Here is an 18,167-nt window from a genome sequence, read left to right on the forward strand (position 1 = left end):
GATTTATCTCTATTGTAATTCTTTCATGGATACGGGGTCCATATCATCATATCTTTTGTTGTCGCCAGCCATGCTCCAGATAAAAGTATAGTTGTGAGTACCAACACCGCTATGAATCGACCAGCTTGGTGAAATAACAGCCTGTTCATTATGCATAACGATATGGCGGGTTTCTGTAGGCTGGCCCATCAAATGAAACACGATAGAATCGTCAGGAAGGTCGAAGTAGAAATACGCTTCCATCCGGCGTGGATGAGTATGGGATGGCATAGTGTTCCACATGCTGCCTGGTTTAAGTTGAGTCATGCCCATAACAAGCTGTGCACTTTGCACGCCGTTGGCATGGATGAAGCGGTGTATCGTACGTTCATTAGAGTTCTCAATACCGCCCATTGCACCGGATTCGGACTCGCTCAACGTAGCTTTTGCAGTAGGGTAGGAGTGGTGAGCTGGTGCGGAATTTAAGTAGAACTTTGCAGGTTTAGCTGCATCTGCACTCTTAAATACTACATCCTTAGAACCTTGACCTACATACAGACATTCCTTCGTATCTACTTCAAATTCTGTTCCATCAACCACAACGGTTCCCTTGCCGCCAACATTGATAATCCCGAGTTCCCGGCGTTCTAGAAAATAAGTAACCCCAAGCTCTTTAAGATCCGTTGTCAGAACAACATCTTTCGTTACGGGATTTGCGCCGCCAACAATCATGCGATCCTCATGTGTCAGCACAAGCTTCAGTTCATCTGGAGCAAAAATAACAGGGATATGAAATTCCTCGCGTAAGCGTGCGGTATCAAACTGCTTAACCTCATTAGGATGGGAAGCGAAACGTCTTTCCATTGACTATTCAATCTCCTTCGAAAACATATTTTCGTTCGTATAGGTACAATTTACTCCATTTACGTTCATATGGCAAGTGATAATCTTTTTTATCAGGTTTATTTTAGTTTGTTATTTGGTTTAGTGATTGCCATATGAACTGAAAGCGTGCACAATAGACCTAAAAAGAAAAAGACCTATGAATAATGGAGGGATAATCTTCGATGGCGGATTTGAACAGTAAACAAAGCCCTTATAAGGAACGGCAAATCAAGATTATATACGCAATAGCGCTGGAAGCCATGCACAGACCTTTGCTTGTGAGCGGCTTGTGGTTTCACGACGATGTGCGCAACAACTTCTATTATGCTTCCTATTTATTTGCTGCAACGGTAGAAGCTTCGCTAGACCTGCCTTTTGATCAGGAAGAAGCGAAGCAGAAAGCTCAGGATGTGCTGCTTGAGACCTTATTACTGCAAAATAGAGTGCCAGGAACCGTACTTCACGGTCATTGGCCGTTAAGCCTAAACCCTGTTCCCCGAGAAGCGGTACCACATGAGCTACCTGTAGAAATTATGGGCAGTCTGATGGTTTTCTTCTATAAGAAATATGGAGCGCTGCTTAGCGGTCAATTGCGTGTAGCCTTCAATACGGCTCTCGGACATATTTATCGCAGCGATTTCTTCCGCAAGCCTGTAGTGACTTTCGGGCATCATGAGGCCAAATATACGGCAGCGAAGCTCATATTCGGTAAGATGTTCGAGGATGATGAGCTGGTGGAGGACGGGCGCCAGAGCTTGAAGGATACATTGCTCTACATCCAATCCACTGGGATGCCGGAATACGGAAGCTTACCTTGGTTCTGGCATTGGATTCAGGCTTTTACTTGTGCTCTGGAGCTTGATGACGGTACAGATGAAGATTTGCAAACAGCCCTTCGGGAAATGCTGAATCACCTCTGGAGTGTAAGGGCTGATTTCTATCTGCAAGGCGCATGGGTTGGGGCCCATTCACGGGGCTGGCCGCATGATGTGCCAGGTGACGTCAACGCACTTCACGATTATGTGCAGTTCGGAAATTTCCCACTGCCTGAAGAAATGCCGCGCACGGAATATGCCGGGTTCTTGTTCTATGAAGCACCGGAGCAGGTGCGTGCTGCTGCACTGGATCGTCAGACGCCAGTGGAAGTAACGAAGGTTACGCAAAAGGTAGTTCCAAGTGATCCCAATCCGCAGCCCTTGTTGCATTCCTATGCTTATATTACAGAGCACTTCGCAGCAGGTGGCATGTGGGAGCGGGTCGAAGAATTCGATAATGAGCAGCAGCGTTGGGCGTTCTCCTTACCGCTGAGTGGACGGGGAGGAGCTAACCAGCTATATTTCTTCCACCCCGGTCAAGGCTACCATGAAGGAGACCCCCGCCATCAGAGCCGTTATTCGGAGGTTTTATACCACCAGAGCGTGATTATGGCACTTTACCCCATCCCGGATGGAGAGCAGAATTCGATTATAGGAGTTCTTCCACAGGGGAAATGGTTGGAGCGGCCCAAGGCCCTATTCGGGCAGGTGGGCGAGGTCTATTTTGCCATTTACTTGTCGCATCCGTATCAATTGCTAGAACGCCCTGGATACATTGAAGTCTCAGCCGGAGGCATGCCTGGTGGAGTAGTAATAGAGGCATTAAGTGTGAAGAAAGCCCTTGAGCTTGGAATCGGTAAGCTGGAGCTATACGCAGCGGCCATGGACTTGAAAGCTCCGCATTTTAGCACAGGTGGATTATTACAGGCGGAGTATACCAGCTTGAACGGGGAAGAATTGAAGCTGGAAATTATAGAGCATAAGCCGCCGCAAGCCTCGATTAACGGATATCTGATCTCATTGGAACATTATTCGGTATAAATCAGCAACTATCGAGGTCAGCCGGAGTTATCGGTTGGCCTTTTTTTTATTTTTTTCACAGGTGAACAATTGGGCTCTTCGTGAAGTCTTTTCTTATATAGACTTGAGAGGGGACTTCACAATGAAGCGAATGATTGAATCCGTAATGCAAAGAGCAACTATCATTATAGTTTGTGTTGTACTCATATTAGCTTGGGGAGCGATATCCGCTGTTCAAATGCAAAGAGATTATCTCCCCGGTATTAATAACACCACTTTAATGGTGTCGCTGCGAGCGTCGTCTTACCAAGCGAACCAGATTAGAAGCGATATCACAACGCCCATAGAGGAAGTAATCCGCAAGACACCAGGCTTAACCAATCTGGAGACGACCTCGTATGACGGCGGGTTTCTAATGAATCTTTATTACCCCATGGATTATAATATGGAACAAGCAGAGAACTCGATCAAACAAGCACTAAATGAAGCGAGCTTACCAGATGGTGTTAATAAGCCAATCGTAACCAGACTGACCTCAAGCACATTTCCGATACTAACTTACAGCCTGATGGCTAGTGGCAAGCAAGTAGATGATCTGACTCTGCAATCTTCACTGCAAACCGATATGGTCAAACAAATAAAATCCGTTCCCGGTGTGGCAGATGTCCAGACTATTGGCGGAGCCAACAAGGGTTATGTAGTGGTCCTTCGTATGAAAGATATGGTAGCTAACAGCATCACGTTAGATGATTTCAACAAATCCATTGTGGCAGATTTACCTAGCCTACAGGGGAATATTGCGAATGTAAAAGCCTCATTTCCTATCCGCGTGGAAGGTTGGGACCTCACTGAGCAACAGTTGAACAATCTCGTGATGAAGAACAAAGATGGTGACAGCGTACCATTATCGGCCATTGCCTCTGTTTCAGGATCACTTACGGATGTCAAAACCGTCTCTCGAACCAATGGTCAAGCGAGCGTGATCATCAATGTCATCAAGACGCCTACCGCGACGATCACGGATGTTGCTCAGCATGTAAAAGAACGGGTATCTGGTATTGCCGCTGTGAAGAGTGGTGATGTAACGATGAGCTTGCAGACAGACCGTGCACATGATCTGAACAGCTCTTTGAAAGGACTGATTCGTGAAGGTTTATTAGGTTGTTTGTTCTCCATGCTCTGCGTGCTCTTCTTTTTCCGAAATGTGCGGTCAACATTACTTATCGCAATTTCGCTTCCCATATCGCTGCTCGCTACGACAGCTATTCTTAAATGGATGGGCATTACGCTTAATATATTGACCGTTTCCGGGCTGATTGTGGCTATGGGGCGTATCGTTGATGATGCGATTGTTATCTTGGATAATATGCACCGACGGGTTCAGGAAAATAAGGATAAGCCTATCTTGCCGGTGTTGTCTTCTGCGGTTGTAGAGATGCTACCTGCTATATTCGCTTCTACTGCGACTACTATTGCTGTATATGTTCCAATAGCTCTGGTAGGCGGGATTATTGGAGCTTCGTATGCCGGATTTGCCTGGTCGATTGTCATTGCGCTTGTGATCTCATTCCTCGTCGCTATGCTTGTGATTCCGGCCTTTGCTATTATCGGCTGGAGAGAGCCTAAGGCTAAAGCGGTAACACTTGAGCCTCTGATGAAACCTTTTCTTTTGTTGGCACTAAAGCATAAAAAAATGGTGATCAGCACCTCACTCATTCTATTTATAGTGGCAGCACTGTTCGCCTCACAGCTTCCGTTCAGTCTGCTTCCTAGCACAGCCACGGGTCAGGTAGCCATCAAGGTAGAGCTTCCAAAAGGGACACCGCTGTCGGAAGTGGATAAAGAAGTGAAGAAAGTAGAAGAGGTTCTGCATAACAATGCACAAATTGCAGCTTATTCAGCCACCTTCGGGTCTTCGTTTACGCCACAGGCCGATGATGTATTTGATCAAGGCGGTGGGTACATTCAGCAGCCTAATATAGCTAATCTTTCGATTCAATTAGTAAATAAAAAGCAGGTCAATACATTCATCCCAGCCTTACAAAAAGATCTGGCTAATCTTTCGGATCGTGCGGCCATTACAGTTACCAATCAAAACATAGCTGGTGATGATTCAACGATTAAGATTATGCTGATGGGAGCCGATGAAAAAACACTGGAGCAGGCAGCTCAGTTAGTGCGGACGAAACTAGCTGATGTACAAGGTCTAAGCGTATCCGGTAAAACAGACCTGACCAACGGTAATCCGAAGTATAGCATTACTTTAGATAAGGAAAAGGTTACACAGGCAGGTATTAAAGAGGACGATATCAACAAGATATTGAAGCGTTACCTGAGCAAGGGCAAAGATTTTGACATCTCAACATCTGTAGGAAATGGATCGATTCCGGTCGACGTCTACATTGATCCTGTTAAGACTGGGGTAGTACAGGATAAGGAACTGCCTGTATACACACCAGAGCAAGTATTGGCCTCACTAGCGGCAGAAACCGTTAAAGGCAGCAATGGCCAGTCGTATCGTCTGGATCAAGTGGCTATGATTCATAAAAGTGATGTGGTTTCGTCCATTCAGGAGCGTGACGGCCAACCCTTCTCTGTCGTAAGTGCACAAATTATCTCCAGTGACTTAAGTAAGGTATCCAGTGCTGTGGATCAGACGTTGAAGGAAGTCCAGCTTCCAAACGGAGTAACGTATTCCCTGGGAGGCATCACACAACAAGTCACACAGATGATTATCGAAATAACGATAGCTGTTCTTGTATCAATCCTGCTTGTTCTAATGATCACAAGCTTCGTATTTAAGGGTTGGAAGGCCCCGCTTGCCGTTTTGGTTAGCATCCCTTTGGCCTTATCCGGTGTGGTGCTTGCCTTGTATGCCATTCATGGGCAATGGAATCTCGCTGCATTTATTGGAGTCTTAATGCTAACAGGTATCGTGGTGACCAATGGGATTGTGCTCATCGATAAGATCGAGCGAAATCGCAAGGAAGGCTTAGGTCTAAGAGAAGCCGTAGTGCAGGGCAGTCTTTCCCGGGTTCGGCCGATATTTATGACAGCAGGGACGACGGTGCTCACCTTGATTCCGCTAGCTTTGTCTCATAGCGCTGACACCGTCATTTCACAAGTGCTAGGTATTGTAGTTATTGGCGGCATGGTCACTTCAACACTCAATAGCTTTCTTGTTATTCCCATTATTTATGAATGGATGCAAGGCACAGCAGTACGCAAAGCTGACATATCCATGCGAGGATAAACAGTGTAATATAGCAATGAGTAAGAATGATTATGAATGTTTAAGTTCAGACTAAAGGTAGAGGGGGCATTTCATTGAGTATTTTGACAACATGGCTGGAACACTATGGTTATGGAATGTTATTTATAGCCTTATTCCTTGAAATGCTTGCTTTACCTCTTCCTGGTGAAATGATGATGAGCTATACCGGCTTATTCGTATTTGAAGGAAAGCTGAATTGGCTGCTTAGTATTGTATCAGCGAGTGCCGGAGTCACAGCCGGCATTACCCTTTCCTACTGGATCGGTTATCGACTCGGGCGACCGTTCGTCGCTAAATACGGGCATCGTATTCATCTAGGTGAACAACAGCTGGCAAAGATGAGCCTGTGGTTTGAGAAATATGGAGACAAGCTTTTGTTCGTCGCCTATTTCATTCCAGGGGTTCGGCATATTACGGGCTACTTCTGTGGAGTCACCCGCATGTCTTTTCGGCGATATGCGCTTTACTCCTATTCAGGTGCAATTGTGTGGGTGAGTTTGTTCATTTCTCTGGGAAGGATACTAGGACCGAAGTGGGAGGCCTATCACCAAACGGTGAACCGCTATATGATCATATTCGGAATTTCCTCTATTATATTGACTCTATTAGTGTATTTCTACCAAAAGTACAAGCGGCGTGTACTGGGCGCGGTTATGAGCCTTCTTACACAAGGGGTACAACATTTTCACTCGCTTGGAAAAGTCAGAATCTTGTTATTATCTTCGTTTATAACATTTGTTCTATTCGTTTCCTTGATGCTGGGTCTGATTCAGGATTTCTTAGCACAGGAGTTTAGTCAATTCGATGAGGTTGCTTCTTTTGTAGTTCATTCGTTATTTGGTCCAGAGTGGATAGGTTGGATGAGCGGTTTTGCAAAGTTAGGGTCTATATCTCTTTATGGGCCACTTCTCATTATAACTGCCGTATGGATCATTCTCAGATCCCGCGAACGACTGCTGGAGCTTGGCTTCCTGTTCTGGGTTGTCATTGGTGTGGAATTTTTGGATGAAGGTCTGAGGATGCTTTTTCATCGTTCGGGACAGGTTGTTCCCGGATTACAGTTATTTAACACTTTTCCAAGCGATGAAACGTTAACTTCGATTACCGTATGTGGCTTTTCCGCCTTTTTGCTGCTGCGTCATTACAGCATGAGACTCTTTCATATATCGGTCATTTTAGCTGTAATTCTAATATGTCTTCTTGTTGGGATAAGTCGGATTTATTTTAATGTGCAATTTCCAAGCGATGTCGTTGCGGGTTATGTATTCGGTGGGGTTTGGGTTAGTCTGAACGTTATACTACTGGAGCTTCTGAGGAAACTTCAAACTAGCGAGGGCGCCAAACTGATTAACTAAGCTATACAGAATGTTGAGAAAGCTTCCGTTTCGGTAGGAGTTGAACACGGTGGGAGACGAGGAACTTTATCATATAATTCAGCAAGCCAAACAGGGCAATCGTGAAGCCTTTAGTGAACTTGTCAAACGTTATAAAGGGCCTGTGTACCGTTACGCATTGGGCATGTTGAGTGAGCGGATGGATGCAGAGGATATCTCGCAAGAGGCATTTGTCAAAGCCTTTCATTCCATTTCCAATCTGGAGAATGAGTATGCTTTTTCAGCATGGTTGTTGCGAATTGTAGCCAATCTTTGCAAAGATCGATTAAAAAAACGTGCCAAAGAACAAAGCTTCAATACAGAGCCCAATGATATGATCGAAGATCAAAGATTGTCAGACCCCTTGGAGACAGTATCTGTTCAAGCTTGTATGAGCAGACTTTCCATCGATCATCGGGAGGTTATTGTACTTCACGATGTACAAGGGTATCGTTATGAGGAAATAGCAGAGATGGTTGAAGTACCCCTAGGGACTGTGAAATCACGGTTATTTGCTGCACGAATGGCATTGCGTAAGGAATTAGGAAAGGAGGACCAAGGATGACCTACCATCTTGAGGATCAATTGTCAGCGTATATTGATGATGAGCTGGAGGATCATGAAAGACAACAAGTTGAAGCCCATCTGGAGAGCTGTGAATCATGTCAGGTCCTTCTGGAAGATCTATTGTCCATCCAAAATGTCGTGATGTCTTCATATGAACAAGTTCAAGCACCTGACAATCTCGAAGCTCTAGTTCTCCAATCGATGGGTATGGAACAATCTCCTGTGGTAGCTGAAAAAGGTTGGTTCCTTATTCCAGTTCTTGCATTGTTGTCTCTTGGGATACTTTGGTTTGTAACTAGCACAGTACTGGTAAACCTGCTTCATGGATTCCTGAAATTAACTATAGCTTTGGTCTATTTAGCATCACATTACATTACTGGCTTACCGATGTTATCTGGGCTGACGGTTGTATTTTCATTAGTTATCCTGATTCTAGCTGCATACTCACTTAAGAGGCTGCTCCAAACCACGACTCCATGAAAGGGATGATTACGTTGAAACGGTATACTTTAAGTTGTTTGACACTGCTTATGCTGCTCATGCTATTCATTCCGAATGTAGCCTCAGCGAGGAGTATATTTGAACATCAGAATACGACCGTTCCAGCAGGGCAGACAGTAGATGATGTATATGTCGTTGGAGGAGATGCTGAGGTTCTTGGTCAAGTGGATGGTGTGCTGGTAATCGCAAATGGCAATCTCCATCTGGGCAGCAAGGCGAATATAAAAGGTGTTATCGTGGTGATCGGAGGGCATGTCAGCCAAGATCCAGGTGCTGTACTCGGGGACGACATCTATAATATTTCTCTGGACACGGCGACTCAGAACAGTCTATTGATCGGAAGTGGGCTAGTAATGGGCTTGTGGGTGCTGCAACTGGCGCTCAGCTTACTGATGATACTTATACCGGTACTCATTAGAATCATTGGCAAACATAAAATGGCGGACTTCACGGATCACTACAAGCAAGCTTCAATCGGACGCTTACTGTATATTGGTTTCTTAAGTGCGTTGATTATTGCGGCTTTAAGCGCGTTGTTGCTCGTCACGGTGATTGGTATTCCAGTTTTAGTGCTTATTCTGCTAGTTATAATAGTTGCGCTTGCCCTAGGAATCACTTTGATTAGCTACCGTATTGGCGAAATGTTTCATGGACCCGCACAACTGTCAGACTGGATGAAGGTGTTGGTTGGAGCAGCCATTCTAACGGCTTTTGTGAATATCCCTATTATTGGCTGGATTTTCTTTATCCTTATTCTGTTGTTATCCTTGGGAATAGGTACGCAATGGATTTCCAGAATCCGCAAGAGAAAGAGGAATTCGAAAACGCTAAAATAAGCCCTTTTAACCGTGTTCTCAGAATGTCCTGCTACACTTGAGGCAAGCGGCAGGGAGAAACCCCAATCGCAATAAATTCCGAGAGGGGAAATGAAGCTTGAATCTAGAAAATGCAACTCTCCATAATGTCAAGACAGCTCCATTCAGTGCCCGGCAATTACTGAGCAAGGTTCCAGAAGTCACGATTTTTTTCTGGATGATCAAGATTTTGGCGACCACGGTAGGGGAGACGGCCGCAGATTTTCTAAATGTTAACTTGAACTGGGGATTGACCAATACAAGTATTGTTATGACTGTTCTATTGCTAATTACATTATTATTACAATTCAGATCCAAACAGTACGTACCGGGAATCTATTGGCTTACGGTTGTTCTTATAAGTGTTGTTGGCACGCTGGTCACTGACAATCTCACGGATAACCTGGGAGTCCCGTTAGTAACAACGACCCTTATTTTTGCTATTGCGCTGCTGGTGACCTTTGTAATTTGGTTCATCAGTGAGAAGACATTATCCATTCATTCCATTTATACTTCCAAACGGGAAGCTTTTTATTGGTTGACTATTTTATTCAGCTTTGCTCTCGGTACTGCAGCCGGAGATCTGGTAGCTGAGGGGCTTAATCTAGGTTACTGGGTGTCGGCGCTCATATTTGCCGCATTGATCGGGGCGGTCACCTTAGCTCATTATCGCTTTAAATTAAATGCCGTGTTAGCCTTCTGGATTGCATACATCCTGACTCGGCCTTTAGGTGCTTCATTGGGGGATTATCTCTCACAGCCGCGGGGGGATGGCGGACTGGGTCTGGGAACTACTGGAACCAGCATAATATTTCTTGTGACTATCCTTATCCTGGTTGTCTATTTGTCCAAGACCAATAGAGACAAGCTCCCATCAGTGAATAGCTGATAAGGATGGGGCTGTCAATAAAGTAGATTTTCTATGACAGGAGACACTTCTCTTCATTCTTAAAACCATAAAAAGCAGCAAAGCAGCGATTCACCTGTTATTGGGGAATCGCTGCTTTTCGTTTTTGGTCATTGGTTGCTTCCATTGTATCCAAAAAAGAGCTGTCCCAAGCGGCCATTTCATGGCTTATGGGACGACCCCTTATATTTAGTGGAGCAAAAGATAAATAGCGCTTAATCCATAAGGATTGAAACAATATCAATATAGGTATGAACAGATAGGTCAAGGAATTCATCATCCAGTTGAATCAAGGGTCTAAAGAAATCCAGGAGATTTGTCATGACAATGATTCCTGTCTGTCCGTTGTTTAGCGCCACCTTTTTCCCGATTAAATGAGGCAGTAGATTCTTGATAAAGGTATGAGTGATGGCAGCGTCCAATTCACCAAAGCTCATCCGATGAAGTTCTCTGAGTACATACAGGAGATTCTTTTTCTCCTGATAAATGCGGTTTGAAGTCATGGCATCGAAGATATCAGCTACGGCTACTATTTTAGAATAGAAGTGGATATCATCGCAGATTTTTTGCAAAGGATAGCCGGAACCATTAAGTCGTTCGTGATGTTCTAGGGCAACAATGGCAAAAATGTTATTGTCCCCAAGTGATTCTTGCAGGATCTCATATCCGTATGTAGTGTGTTTTTTCATTTCAGTGAATTCATCATTTGATAGTCTATCCGGTTTTAGGAGAATAGCATTATCGACTTTACCTTTTCCGATATCATGAAGATATCCGGTTTCTCCAATCAGGATTGCTTCTTCCTTATCTAAGCCCAGCCAAGTGGCAATAAAGTAGGAGAAAATTCCGACCTGAACACAATGTTCATAGGTATATTCATCTTTTCTGTTCAAGTGCAGTAAGAAAGAGAGAAGATCCTGTTCATCCTGAAATTGCAATAATAACTCTGAATACCTTTCCTTTACAAAATCTTTAGAGATGATGCCCTCCGTCCGAACGGACTGAAATAAATCCCTAACGCCCTGAATAGCATTTTTATAGATCTGCAAATGCTTAGGGTATAAGGTTCGCATGCGATATTTGGAACCAGAGATTTTTTCTTTTTTTATTTCGATATAGTCAATATTGTGCTTCAACAATTTCCCTCTATCTTCTTCACTAATAATCTTATCAGTAGGTAAAAGATGCAACCCAGATAAATTATAGACATCACCACCCAATACATCTCCGATTTTAAGTTCAGCCAAAGAGATTCGCATAGTTCCACTCCCAAAAGGATAGTAAATTCTAGGAAATAGTCATTATGACCTAGTTCGATTATCCCTATGATATCATATTGTTTGTAGTATTAAAGATCTATTTTGAAGAACATTTGATGGAGCTTGAGGGGGTAGTGAAGCGCTTACCATTTGCCCCGTATTACTGCTTATAGAGCGTAAGCAGAACAGTTGACGGATGCCAGAAAAGGTGCAGGCATGTTATAATCATTGGGAGCATTCTACTACCGTAACTTGTAATGACTTATTGGAGGAATCGTGTGGCAAAACCAAAAGTATCCAAGCGTCCTACCAGAGATGAATTTGTGCTGGAGGAAATAGGCAATCAATTGACCGAAGCAAAACAAGAGGATTCTGAGATTGTATTGACTGTATGGGGAAAAGAAGAGCTGGTACGCGGACACATTGTGTTAATGGACTCGCGCACAGGCAAAGTACACATCAGCCATTCCGAGGAGATCACAAAGGTTCCTTTTATGGATATTATGCAAGTCAATTATCCTAGAGATTAGACGGTACGGTAAGCGGGGTCCTACAAGCCAAAATTGCCTAAGGGCCCTTTTGCTATGTACATTAGGTAACAAAACCAAGTATAAATACGCCAGTACATTTAATAATGTGCCGATCCTGATTCACTTGCCTGGACAGCATCACGGGAGAATTAGTGCTCAGACCGGAGGTCAAATCAATATTCTCCCGACATATAATCATGGAAATGACTCTGCAGGCTGAAGGGTTTACAACTTGAGATATTAATTGGGAAGGGTCAACGCCGACCAACTTCTACCGGAAAATCATGGCAACGACGTCTAAACCTCAATGATGATGGGAAGAATCATCGGCCGCCGCTTCGTTCTCTCGTACAGGAATTTCCCCAAGGTATCCTTGATCGTTTGTTTCATGATATTCCATTGACCAAGATCAGCTTTACTCATTTTTTGCAGGGTTGCGGCGACAAGCTGATTGATTTCTTCCATCAGCTTGTCTGAATTCCGGACATAAACGAAACCTCTGGAGATCGTATCCGGATCGTTTAGAATTCGACCATCACTTTGGCTTATTGTGATCACAGTGATCAGGATCCCGTCTGCTGACAATTGACGCCGATCGCGCAGCACGACATTGCCAATATCGCCGATCCCGAGACCATCCACAAGAATCTGACCGGCGGTTACCCGCCCCGACTGGCGGACAACGCCTGCGCTAGACTCGACAATCTCCCCGTTCTTCAAGATGAAGATATGATCAGGATTGACCCCAACGTCTTCCGCCAGCAAGCTGTGGTGATGAAGCATGCGGTATTCTCCATGGATCGGAATGAAATATTCAGGTTTCATCAAGGTCAGCATTAGCTTTAATTCCTCTTGGCTGCCGTGCCCCGAGACATGCAGTTCACTGCGGGAACCATAAATGACGCGTGCACCAAGGATGTACAAATTGTCTACAATCCGGGATACATTGCGTTCATTGCCCGGAATCGGATTAGCTGCGATTAAGACGGTGTCCCCCGCCCCAATCTCCATTAGTCTATGGCTTGAGTTAGCCAAGCGGGATAAGGCTGCCATAGGTTCGCCTTGACTTCCTGTGCAGAGCACTGCCAACTTTTCTGGAGCCAGCTTGGCCGCATCTGCTGGCTCTACCAGCATGCCTTCGGGTATGTCCAGATATCCTAACTCTGCAGCAATTCTTACCACGTTAACCATACTTCTGCCGAGCAAGGTAAGCTTACGTCCGGTTTGGCTGGCAGAATCAACAATTTGCTGAACTCGATTCACATTTGAGGCAAAGGTAGAGACAAATATTCTGCGCTCGGCTTTATGGAAAGCATCATCCATATGAGCGCCAACGAGTTTCTCGGAAGGTGTGAAGCCAGGGCGTTCGGCATTTGTGCTCTCAGAGAGCAGAAACTTTACGCCTTTTTGGCCGATGTTAGCCATTTTATGTATATCTGGATATTGTTTGTTGACCGGGGACATATCAAATTTGAAATCTCCCGTATGGACAACGGTGCCTTCAGGTGTATCGAATACGATTCCGAGGCAATCCGGTATACTGTGATTTGTACTGAAGAAAGTTATGGAAATAGCCCCTAGCTTTAAACTCGATTCCGCATTAATGCAATGCAAGCTAGTCTGGCGTAGAATCCCGTGTTCCTTCAGCTTGTTCTCGATGAGTCCTAACGTCAAACGGGAGGCATAGATTGGGATGTTCAACTGTTTCAGCAGGTAAGGAATGCCTCCAATGTGGTCCTCGTGGCCGTGCGTGACAACTAAAGCTCTTACCTTGTCAATATTGTTTAGTAAATAAGTGACATCAGGAATAATCAGGTCGATACCTAATAGACTCTCATCCGGAAATTTAGAGCCGCAATCAATGACTATAATATCATCGGCATATTGCAGGATATACATATTCTTACCAATTTCATTAACGCCGCCCAATGCTGCAATCCATAGCCGCTCTCCAGACATCTGCATAGAAGAACCTCCTTGTTAAATTCCCCTATATTATGCATGAATTATCAGCGAATTATCCAATCAAATAATGTTGGACTTTATTTAGGGCGTGTCTGAAAACTATATAAGTTGAACTTAAGATTTCCTGAATCGGCTTTAATCGTAACTGCGGTGAATGTTTGGACTTCCGGCCGCTGTTGTCTCCCGATTTCTTGATTTATTCCGCTTTAGCGGATGAAATCCGGAGACAAAGGCGATCGCTATCGCTCCTACAGTTCCAAAATTCCCCTCCGTTACTTTTGCCTTTTGCTTAATTTTCTAGTTTAACTTATATAGATATTGCTTCAAAAGCGAAACCGTAGCATAATTTTACAAGAAAGAAATCACGAGGGGATTGTAAAAAGATGCTATGACGCCACGAAATCAAGGACGAAGAATGGGACCGAATACAAGATCTTTTACCGCCCGAAAATACAGGAGAAGGCAGACCCTCGAAGTCCAATCAATTCATGCTAAATGGAATGCTTTGGAAAGTAAAAACAGGCGCTCCTTGGCGTGATTTGCCTGAACGTTTCGGTCCTTGGAAAACGGTGTATTCCCGATTTCGTTTGTGGAGCAAAGACGACCTATTTCAAAAGGTGTTTGAGTCGTTGACCCGCGATGCGGACTTGCAGGATGTCTCTCTGGACAGCACCTCCTGTAAAGTTCATCAGCACGCAGCGGGGGCTAAAAAGGGGCCGAAAACGCCGAAACCAACCAGCAAATTGGACTTTCCCGAGGGGGACGCAATACCAAAATCCACGCTGTAGTGGACGCGCTGGGGAATCCGGTTCGTCTGTTTCTAACGTCTGGAAACATCCATGACTGTAAGGTAGCCATTGAAGTCCTCTCTGAGTTAACGTTGTCCGGAAGTGTTGTTTTAGCCGATAAAGCCTACGGAACCCAAAACATTCGAACATATATTGAATCCCAAAACGCAACGTTCTGCATCCCGCCCAAGTCCAATGCGACAGCTCCTTGGGCATGTGATTTTTACCATTATAAAGAACGCCATGTGGTGGAATGTTTTTTCAACAAACTCAAACAATTTCGTGGGATCGCAACTCGCTATGACAAGCTTTCCCGAAATTTTTTGAGCTTTGCCTTTCTGGCTTCTGCGATGATTTTGTTGTATTAGCCCCATTAAGATTAGTTTTCAGACACGCCCTAGTAATATTACCCTAGTGAGCTGTACAAGAATGAACTCCTCGGCTAGTGCACAATCTACTTTCTTGCTATAGTTGTACTATATGAATAGTTTAAAGAGGTGGATGATCATGCAAGTTACCAAAACGAATGCCATGCGAATATTAGATGCCAAGAAGATAGAGTATGAAGTCCTGATCTATGACAATGAAGACGGGAATATCCATGGAACTGCTGTTGCCGAGAAGGTTGGCCGACCGCCGGAGGTTGTATTTAAGACATTAGTTTCCCATAGCGGTCCCAATCTATATGTGTTTGTAATTCCTGTGGCGGAAGAGCTGGATCTCAAAAAGGCCGCCAAGGCAGCCGGGGAGAAGAAAATAGAGATGCTGCCCGTAAAAGAATTGCAGAAATGGACAGGTTATATCCGTGGCGGTTGTTCGCCAGTCGGCATGAAGAAGCTGTATCCCACTTACATAGACAACAGCGCAGCGGTATTGGACAAAATGGCAGTCAGCGCCGGAAAGATTGGGATGCAAATGGAACTTGCGCCCTCGCAGCTTGTCGGAATTGTGGCGGCGGAATTCTGCGAGTTGGTTCGTTCCCTTTGAATAAATCGCAAAAGTAGGGACTCCGCACACCCGCAAATTTGTCGAGTGGTTAGACCTTATTCCAGTTTATCTTCGCCCTCATCTATTTAATAGGTGGGGGCTATTTGACGTTTACACTTTATCATAACTTTATGAAACTCAAAGCGAATCTTTATTATTTCGGCATAGGGATTCTATTCTGAGTTGCTACAATCAACTCAAAGAGGAGGAAGAATTATGACAAACATCGTTCTTGAGACTAAAGAGTTAACTAAGGTTATGCATGGAAAACCTATCGTATCCAAAGTAAATATTCAAGTGAATACGGGTGATATATTTGGTTTTCTCGGACCGAACGGGGCTGGCAAAACAACGACCATTCGCATGATTACTCATTTGGTTTTTCCAACATCAGGCGAAATATTCATCAATGGTCTTTCTTTAAGAGAGCACTTTAAAGAGGCTATTTCACAAGTGGGTTGTATCGTTGAAAATCCGACATTTTATCCCCATCTCTCTGCGTATCAGAATTTAAAATTAAGTGCAGCACTTTTGGGGAATATCCACAATCAGCGAATCGAAGAAGTGCTTGCCCTGGTTGGACTAACCAGCCATTTGAAACAAAAGGTCGGAACCTTCTCGCTGGGCATGAAGCAAAGACTCGGTATAGCCAATGCTATCCTGGGGTACCCCAAGCTAGTCATCCTGGACGAACCAACAAATGGTGTTGATCCCATAGGGTTGAGAGAAATGAAGATATTAATCAAGGAACTTGCAAACAAAGAGAACATTACCTTTTTCATCTCCAGCCATATGCTTAGAGAAATGGAGGATCTATGCAACAAAGTTGCGATCATTCAAAAGGGAGAAATCGTAGCACAGGGGCAAGTAATAAGCTTACTGGCTGCTAATTCTGTTGAAACTTTAGAAGATTTATTCTTACAGATTACACAGGGGGATATCAACCATGAGAAATATCGTAACACTCTTGAAATTTGAAACCAAAAGGTTGCTGACCTCCAAGATCTCCTTACTCTACGCTGCAATCTACGGCCTATGTTTTCTGATCTCCGCCTATTTTTATTCCGTGTACGGTTCTGAAGGATCGGTTCTCGTTACCGCCAACGGTCAATCGTTTGCAATACAGCATTTACAGGCCAGCTTTTTGTTTACGGGTGTATTTGTAGCCATCTATGCTTCCAGTTTGATTCTGCAGGAGAGAACTAAAGGTACGATTAAAAACATACTGACCAGACCCGTTACACGAGGTGAATTTTGGGTTTCTCGCGCATTATCCCTAACCGTATTTGTCATCTTCATTAGCTTTATGATGGTTGTTATAGGCTACATAGTTGGGATCGCCTGCTTTGGCTGGGGGGATTATATGGAGTTCGCTAATTTACGTTATCCGCCTGTAGAGGGTGTATTTCAAACCCTAAACGCTGCTCTTGCCTTTAGTTACGCATATCTAGGTTATGGAATGATGGCTTTAGTCATGTCCATCTTTATGGATCAGATGATCACTAGTGTCACCGTGATGACCCTTCTGCTTATGGTGGGACAATACGCCGAGGTCTTGCCTAACTTGAAGGTTGGCGTGATCATGCATCAAATGCTGTTTTACCATATTGACTTATTCAAAGCCTCCCAAACCGTTATAGCCTGGAATGGATTCGTGATCGGATTATATATTGTGGTGTTCTTCAGCCTGGGGTGGGTCACTTTTCGACAACAGAATTTGAAAGTATAGGTGATCTCAAGTGAGAATAGCATTATTAAATGAAATCAGAAAAGTCATCTGGAGAAAAAAGTTACTTGGAGTACTATTCATCCTATTGGTGGCTGAGCTGATATACTATTACCGCCTAAGTTTAGGTGGCAATCCAGAGCAGTCCATTTCCGGGATACAACAGTCTTTTGATTTTTTCGAAACTTTCCGTTCTTTCTTTTGGATTCTGGCAGTCTATTTCATCTGCGATATCATCAATGAAGACTACCACTACCAAACGATGAAAACAGCTCTGACAAGGAAAATCACGAGGATGGAGTATCTCATTTCCAAATTTCTAGTGTCTATAGCTACTGTGGAAGTTTTATTTCTATTTCTAATCTTGTCCGCCGGAGCCTTAGAAGGGTTATTCCATGGATGGGGCTTGTTATTTGTGGTGGGTCTCCTTATCTCGTCGTTATTAACGATTGCTTCATTTACGGCCGTTTGTTTATGTATCATAGTGGCTTCACAAAAATCCTCTGTCTCGTTGGGGTTAGGTATGGCGCTTATTTTTCTCATGCTGCTCTTGGAAGCAGATCCCAGGCTGTCACCTTTTCTGCTTACCAAACAGATTATAGAGTTGCCCCTAAAGATGATGCAGGGTTTGACTCTTAGCCTGTTGCCTGGTATCACTCTGTTTCTTATACTGATTATTGTTGGTGTATCATGTAGTGTAAGCATGTTCAATAAACAAGACATGTATATCTGATCAG

General features: G+C 44.1%; 16 protein-coding genes. 13 read left to right on the forward strand and 3 right to left on the reverse strand.

Features of this window, described 5'->3' with window-relative positions; genetic code table 11:
* Positions 1 to 9 precede the first annotated feature (9 nt).
* Positions 10 to 843 (reverse strand): 5-dehydro-4-deoxy-D-glucuronate isomerase, encoded by an 834-nt coding sequence (gene kduI, locus H1230_RS14310; RefSeq protein ID WP_239716368.1) that lies wholly within the window; start codon positions 841 to 843, stop codon positions 10 to 12.
* A gap of 203 nt (positions 844 to 1,046) precedes the next feature.
* Between kduI and H1230_RS14315 the strand changes: the two genes are divergently transcribed.
* The 7 genes from H1230_RS14315 to H1230_RS14345 all read left to right on the forward strand — a co-directional run bounded on the left by H1230_RS14315 (position 1,047) and on the right by H1230_RS14345 (position 10,157).
* The gene (locus tag H1230_RS14315) at positions 1,047 to 2,720 is read left to right on the forward strand and encodes a hypothetical protein (protein WP_239716370.1); all 1,674 of its coding nucleotides are present in this window, start codon (positions 1,047 to 1,049) and stop codon (positions 2,718 to 2,720) included.
* Positions 2,721 to 2,841: 121 nt separating this feature from the next.
* Positions 2,842 to 5,952, forward strand: coding sequence for an efflux RND transporter permease subunit (locus tag H1230_RS14320; RefSeq protein ID WP_239716372.1), 3,111 nt, complete (start codon positions 2,842 to 2,844; stop codon positions 5,950 to 5,952).
* A 74-nt stretch (positions 5,953 to 6,026) separates the two neighbouring features.
* Positions 6,027 to 7,328, forward strand: coding sequence for a VTT domain-containing protein (locus tag H1230_RS14325; protein WP_239716374.1), 1,302 nt, complete (start codon positions 6,027 to 6,029; stop codon positions 7,326 to 7,328).
* Positions 7,329 to 7,377: 49 nt separating this feature from the next.
* Positions 7,378 to 7,911 (forward strand): RNA polymerase sigma factor, encoded by a 534-nt coding sequence (locus tag H1230_RS14330; protein ID WP_239716376.1) that lies wholly within the window; start codon positions 7,378 to 7,380, stop codon positions 7,909 to 7,911.
* On the forward strand, positions 7,908 to 8,393 hold the full coding sequence (locus tag H1230_RS14335) for an anti-sigma factor family protein (protein WP_239716378.1): 486 nt from the start codon (positions 7,908 to 7,910) through the stop codon (positions 8,391 to 8,393). Before H1230_RS14330 ends, H1230_RS14335 begins: the two co-directional genes overlap by 4 nt.
* A 14-nt stretch (positions 8,394 to 8,407) precedes the next feature.
* Positions 8,408 to 9,250 carry a DUF2572 family protein gene (locus H1230_RS14340; RefSeq protein ID WP_239716380.1) on the forward strand — a complete coding sequence of 281 codons (843 nt, stop codon included), beginning with the start codon at positions 8,408 to 8,410 and terminating at the stop codon, positions 9,248 to 9,250.
* Positions 9,251 to 9,446: 196 nt separating this feature from the next.
* Complete coding sequence (locus H1230_RS14345; RefSeq protein ID WP_239717329.1) at positions 9,447 to 10,157, forward strand: COG4705 family protein; 711 nt, start codon at positions 9,447 to 9,449, stop codon at positions 10,155 to 10,157.
* A 233-nt stretch (positions 10,158 to 10,390) separates the two neighbouring features.
* Here H1230_RS14345 and H1230_RS14350 read toward each other — a convergent pair whose 3' ends face one another.
* Positions 10,391 to 11,434: an HD-GYP domain-containing protein gene (locus H1230_RS14350; RefSeq protein ID WP_239716382.1), complete on the reverse strand. Its 1,044-nt coding sequence runs from the start codon at positions 11,432 to 11,434 to the stop codon at positions 10,391 to 10,393.
* Positions 11,435 to 11,712: 278 nt separating this feature from the next.
* Here H1230_RS14350 and H1230_RS14355 point away from each other — a divergent pair, with 278 nt between their 5' ends.
* Positions 11,713 to 11,964 (forward strand): YolD-like family protein, encoded by a 252-nt coding sequence (locus H1230_RS14355; RefSeq protein ID WP_239716384.1) that lies wholly within the window; start codon positions 11,713 to 11,715, stop codon positions 11,962 to 11,964.
* 297 nt (positions 11,965 to 12,261) lie between these two features.
* On the opposite strand, the gene H1230_RS14360 is transcribed toward H1230_RS14355, so the two are convergent.
* Positions 12,262 to 13,929, reverse strand: a complete 1,668-nt coding sequence (locus H1230_RS14360; RefSeq protein WP_239716386.1) for a ribonuclease J — start codon at positions 13,927 to 13,929, stop codon at positions 12,262 to 12,264.
* Positions 13,930 to 14,330: 401 nt separating this feature from the next.
* On the opposite strand from H1230_RS14360, the gene H1230_RS14365 reads away from it, so the two are divergent.
* From H1230_RS14365 to H1230_RS14385, 5 genes are all read left to right on the forward strand, one after another.
* A protein-coding gene (locus H1230_RS14365; RefSeq protein ID WP_239717331.1) for an IS5 family transposase occupies positions 14,331 to 15,085 on the forward strand; the annotation gives its coding sequence in 2 pieces (ribosomal slippage) (positions 14,331 to 14,643 and positions 14,643 to 15,085; 756 coding nt in all).
* A gap of 139 nt (positions 15,086 to 15,224) precedes the next feature.
* Positions 15,225 to 15,704, forward strand: coding sequence for a Cys-tRNA(Pro) deacylase (ybaK, locus tag H1230_RS14370; RefSeq protein WP_239716388.1), 480 nt, complete (start codon positions 15,225 to 15,227; stop codon positions 15,702 to 15,704).
* A 216-nt stretch (positions 15,705 to 15,920) separates the two neighbouring features.
* Positions 15,921 to 16,682, forward strand: a complete 762-nt coding sequence (locus H1230_RS14375; RefSeq protein WP_239716390.1) for an ABC transporter ATP-binding protein — start codon at positions 15,921 to 15,923, stop codon at positions 16,680 to 16,682.
* Positions 16,651 to 17,433, forward strand: coding sequence for an ABC transporter permease (locus tag H1230_RS14380; protein WP_239716392.1), 783 nt, complete (start codon positions 16,651 to 16,653; stop codon positions 17,431 to 17,433). The genes H1230_RS14375 and H1230_RS14380 overlap by 32 nt, the downstream gene beginning before the upstream one ends.
* A gap of 10 nt (positions 17,434 to 17,443) precedes the next feature.
* Positions 17,444 to 18,163 (forward strand): ABC transporter permease, encoded by a 720-nt coding sequence (locus tag H1230_RS14385; protein ID WP_239716394.1) that lies wholly within the window; start codon positions 17,444 to 17,446, stop codon positions 18,161 to 18,163.
* The last annotated feature ends 4 nt before the right edge of the window (positions 18,164 to 18,167 follow it).

Origin of the sequence: Paenibacillus sp. 19GGS1-52, assembly GCF_022369515.1 — a bacterium.
Classification (GTDB): Bacteria; Bacillota; Bacilli; order Paenibacillales; family Paenibacillaceae; genus Paenibacillus_AQ.